Genomic DNA, 4689 nt, shown 5'->3' on the forward strand with positions numbered 1-4689 from the left:
TAAGAACTGATATTTTGTTTGAATAAGTAATAAAAAATATTAAAACTCAATAGGGAATAATTTATGAACAATAAAAATCTCTTAAAAATTTATAATCAACTAGAGAATTCAAATTCGAAATATAATTCTAAATACAATGGATTTATGTTAATTATAATTATTTTAAGCTTAGTAAGCTTAATGTTTAAAAAAAATTATATTATTTTTACTTATATTGATTATTTTACAGTTTCAATATTTATTATTGATTATATTATAAGATGGGTAACATATAATTATAAGACAAAAAAAGGTATTAGATCTTTTATTTATTATCCTTTTTCTATATGGGCAATAATTGATTTATTGTCTATATTACCAACTTTTAATTTAATCTCAAATAGTTTTAAAATATTTAGAACACTTAGAATAGCTAAATTATTTAGAGGATTAAGATTATTAAAAATCTTTAGAATATCAAAAGAAGTAAAAATGCTCATATCAATCTTCCAAAAAGAAAAAAAAGCTTTATTATCATTTGCAATTTTGGCTTTAGGTTATATTTTTATAACGGCATTAATTATTTTTAATGTGGAACCTGATACTTTTAACAATTTTTTTGATGCTATTTATTGGGCAACTGTATCATTAACGACTGTAGGGTATGGAGATATTTATGCTACTACAACAATTGGAAAAATTATAACAATGATTTCCTCATTATTTGGAATAGCTTTAGTTGCTATGCCAGCTTCCATTATTACTACAGGACTACTTAAAGAATTAAACAAATAAAATTAATTATTATATAAAATAATAATATAATCTAATTTGTTATTTTCTCAAGTTCATATTTTAATTCACCATGATATTTTTTTGCTCTTTTTATATGAGAATCAATCAACCAATTCCTATTTGAAATGGGAAGGGATTCCTTTTGTGTTCGCTCAACTTCAATTCTAATATTATCTATTGATATAACAAAATAGTTTAAACAATTATTAGTATCTATACATTCTAAAGTTGGATTTTCTATTTCTCGGGTCAATTTATATAATTCTTCTATTTTAATATTAAATTTTGAAATTTGTTTTGAAAATTTATTTTCTGTAATTTCATCATTTTTATACTTATAAAAAAGCTTAGTAATATTTGTTAAATAATTTTCTCCCAATTCAAGAATATTTAAACACTTTGGCAAATAATCTTCTTTTAATAGAGGCTTCGCATATAATTGAGCTATTTGATTATAATTATCATTCCAATCAACAATTAAGTCATTACTTAAATGATCCCCTTTAATCTTTGTTGGTGCGGAATCTTGGTTTAACTTCTCAGAAATCCACTGTGACCGGCATAACCAAAGAGAATGTTTGCTATCCAAAACACTTTTATAAATAAAAAGAGAAACTACAGATGCTTCTGAATCTGACCACCTATCTTTTACAAGATTTGATCTATAATATTTTCTTTTTTTATAAGAATCTGTTATCAACAAAATCAGTTGATGAATTTCAGACTTAGATAAATCTTTATTTAATATAATATTTGCTGAATATCTTTTTGCTAGATTATGACTTATATCACCAATAGACAATTCATCATAAGAAGGAGTACTAAGCTTTAGTTTACAAAAATCATTTATAATATTTTTATTGTTAATTGTAAGAGTATTAGATAAAGGAATTTCTATCTTGCAAGTTTTTCCTAATTTTAGAACTGTTGTTTTATTTACAATTTGCCAATAAATTTTTCCATCAGGATTACATAAAATTATTAATACAGGTATAGGTAAATTTAACCAGTCTTTAACATTTTCAAAATCAGGATTAAAGATAATTTTAGAATCTTTTATAACTTTAAAATAAGAATTTCCAGACTTAATTTGTAAAGCCAATAGACCAGAATCAATTTGACCCTCTGAAACAGTTTCTACAATCGCATCTATACCATAATCATTGAAAAGTTCATTAAAAATCCAATTAAATTCATCATTAAAAATTTTATTAACTGCTATAACACCTTTTCTGCCTTGAATATGATTACTAGGAACTTTCACCTTTAACTCCCTTTCATTATTAATACTACTAATGTAGATTGCAGTACTTAATAATTGAAAAAATACTTAAATAGTATACAATACAAATTAGCTAATATATAGGAAACTTAATGAAACTAAAAAGAAAAAAAGAAATATTTGTTAAAGACTTAGATCAATACTATAAAAATAAAAAATACCAAGATGAATTAATTGGATTATATGAACCAGATGCATTTGATTTGGAAATAGTAATAAAAAACTATGCTAATTCTAAATATCAATTTATTGCTTATTTTGAACAAAGAATACCAGATATGCCTAAATATGATAATATTCATATATTAACAGACTTTGTTAAGTTCTATAATTTATCATCAGTTTTTGCAGTTTACCAGGTAGAAGAATATTATATGTTTGATTTAAAATTATATGATACTATGTTTTATAAACATTAATAAAAAATTAAATCCAATGTAACCAGTGCATAAATTGTAATTGCCATCTTGTTAATGCAGTACTTCCAAAATAAGAATCTATAAAAAGACCTAACAAAAATGTAAATATTAAAAATCTAAATATTTTTAAAGATAGCACATTGCCCACAGTGAATACACCAGTTCGCTTTTTCCTTTTAAAGGAATTACTTATCTTTTTTAGGATTTTTGGCTTTTTATCTTCTTTAATGTCTTTTTGCTTCTTTTCTTTTTCAGAATCAGAATAAGATTTCCCTAATAAATAAGCATCAGTACTTTTAATAAGATATACAATAAAATTAAAAAACAAATAAATTAATCCTAATAAAATAAATCCAATAACACTCAAATAAACTAAGCCTAAACCAAAATTTGTTTCGGTACCTTTAAAAAATACTGTTAAATCACTGAATAAAGATAAACCACCAAAAACAATAAATGCTAAACCTGTAAAAACCGAAACAATTGATAAAACTTGGCTTATTATTTTATTATCTAAGTTTTCAACATCTTTTTTTGTTTTTTCAACATCTTTTTTTGTTTTTTTAACTTTTTTATCTATTTTCTGATTATTGATAATTGCTTGATTTAATACTTCAGTTGCTTCTCTAACATCCTCCAATTTTTCATTTACCATTTCATATTGGATAACGCACAAATTTATATGATCTTTTATTTTATTTAAAAATCTTAATTCATTATCAGAAAATAAAATTGTATTTATTGTTAAATAATCTAAAGTATCTCTAATAGAATCAATTAAATAATCATTTTCTCGATTATTATAAACAAAATTTGAAATATAACTATATTGTATACGTAAACTTTTTTTACCTTTATTCGTTAAAGATGTGTCAACCTTTTTATTTCTATTATTTTTTAATTTCTTTGCATGAATTAAATATCTAGAATGTTCCCTTGTACGTTTATTTTCATTGCGTTGAATTTTTATTTTTCTTGTTCTTTGGGGTAAACTATATGGTATAAAATGATATATTATTTGATGTAATTCTTTTATTTCAGAATCAGAATTCTTATTAAAAACAGATAATAAAGTTAATAAGTCTTTAAGCTTACGATTAAAGAATTCTGTACCTTGTTCTAAATCATTATCATAAATATCATTTATATAATCTATATAATATGATGATCCATAATATTTATTTAAATTATTATTTATTGAAATTTTTTCATTTATTTTAAAAAATTTATTTAGTTTTTCAGTATAATCAGTTTTATCAGCCATAATTAGTCACAATCTTAGGAAAAATATTTAAATATTGAGTTTTTTGATATTATAGGTTTTGATTTATTTTGAGCATCAATCCAAGGATCTTGAGAGTGAGTTAAATCGACTAAATAAAAAGAACTTTTTTTTGCTAAACTATCTAAAGCATCATCAATATAATTTCTATTTTTAATCTTAATTCCAACTTCATCCATTTCAGGAATTTCAGAACTACCAAAAATTTTATATTCTGAATAGACAGAGGGTACTACTGGACCATATTTCCAAGCATAAATATCTTCAGAAAAACATGCTCTTTTCCCATCAGTACCTAATAAATACAAAGCTTCACAAAAATATAACAATTTTTGCAATTTTAAATTTGTTATATAGATTTCATTCTTATGACAATAATTAATAATGTACCTAGCTACATCTTTTACATTATTATCACCGTCAATCTTAACACTCATTAAATCGCTCCTAAAAAATAAACTCTTTATTACATTTAAAACGTAATAAGTTACATTATTAATGTCACCGGCTATTTATAATATAGTCTAATAGCTAGACTTAATCAAACGTTATTTTGAGAAATTCAGAATTTATAGTTTAAAAACAATAATATTTACTATTATGTTAGAAACATATTTTTATTCAAATGTAGAAAAATATAATCAATTAAAATTTGGTGACACTTTTAAATTTTCTTGGTGACACTCTGGTACCAAAACATGCTTTTTACTTAATTGACACTAGCGTAACATTGTGATAATTTTCAACTGAAATACATATTTAAATCAATTTAGAAGAATAACGTGTAAGTCATTAACCGCCCTGTTAGCTCAGCTGGATAGAGCACTTCCCTCCTAAGGAAGGGGTCGGACGTTCGAATCGTCTACGGGGCATTCTTTTTATTCAAAACAAACTCCACTTTATTATATGTATTATCACCTTATTTGTTAGGA

At 23.4% G+C, this 4689-nt stretch carries 5 protein-coding genes and 1 tRNA gene; 3 read left to right on the forward strand and 3 right to left on the reverse strand.

What is annotated here, in order from left to right; all coding sequences use genetic code 11:
- Window positions 1-63: 63 nt before the first annotated feature.
- The gene (locus ACPKM0_RS03800) at window positions 64-774 is read left to right on the forward strand and encodes an ion transporter (protein ID WP_472473480.1); all 711 of its coding nucleotides are present in this window, start codon (window positions 64-66) and stop codon (window positions 772-774) included.
- 31 nt (window positions 775-805) lie between these two features.
- Here ACPKM0_RS03800 and ACPKM0_RS03805 read toward each other — a convergent pair whose 3' ends face one another.
- Window positions 806-2038, reverse strand: a complete 1233-nt coding sequence (locus ACPKM0_RS03805) for a DUF4365 domain-containing protein (RefSeq protein WP_472473481.1) — start codon at window positions 2036-2038, stop codon at window positions 806-808.
- Between the two features lie 110 nt (window positions 2039-2148).
- Between ACPKM0_RS03805 and ACPKM0_RS03810 the strand changes: the two genes are divergently transcribed.
- On the forward strand, window positions 2149-2475 hold the full coding sequence (locus ACPKM0_RS03810; RefSeq protein WP_472473482.1) for a hypothetical protein: 327 nt from the start codon (window positions 2149-2151) through the stop codon (window positions 2473-2475).
- 7 nt (window positions 2476-2482) lie between these two features.
- On the opposite strand, the gene ACPKM0_RS03815 is transcribed toward ACPKM0_RS03810, so the two are convergent.
- Together ACPKM0_RS03815 and ACPKM0_RS03820 are read right to left on the reverse strand one after the other, a co-directional pair.
- Window positions 2483-3739 carry a hypothetical protein gene (locus tag ACPKM0_RS03815; protein ID WP_472473483.1) on the reverse strand — a complete coding sequence of 419 codons (1257 nt, stop codon included), beginning with the start codon at window positions 3737-3739 and terminating at the stop codon, window positions 2483-2485.
- A 14-nt stretch (window positions 3740-3753) separates the two neighbouring features.
- A complete protein-coding gene (locus ACPKM0_RS03820) occupies window positions 3754-4194 on the reverse strand; it encodes a Panacea domain-containing protein (protein ID WP_472473484.1) in 441 nt (146 codons plus the stop codon).
- A gap of 361 nt (window positions 4195-4555) precedes the next feature.
- Between ACPKM0_RS03820 and ACPKM0_RS03825 the strand changes: the two genes are divergently transcribed.
- Window positions 4556-4629 (forward strand) — tRNA-Arg (locus tag ACPKM0_RS03825).
- Window positions 4630-4689: the final 60 nt, after the last annotated feature.

Source organism: Pleomorphochaeta sp. (genome assembly GCF_050031695.1).
Taxonomy (GTDB): Bacteria; Spirochaetota; Spirochaetia; order Sphaerochaetales; family Sphaerochaetaceae; genus Pleomorphochaeta.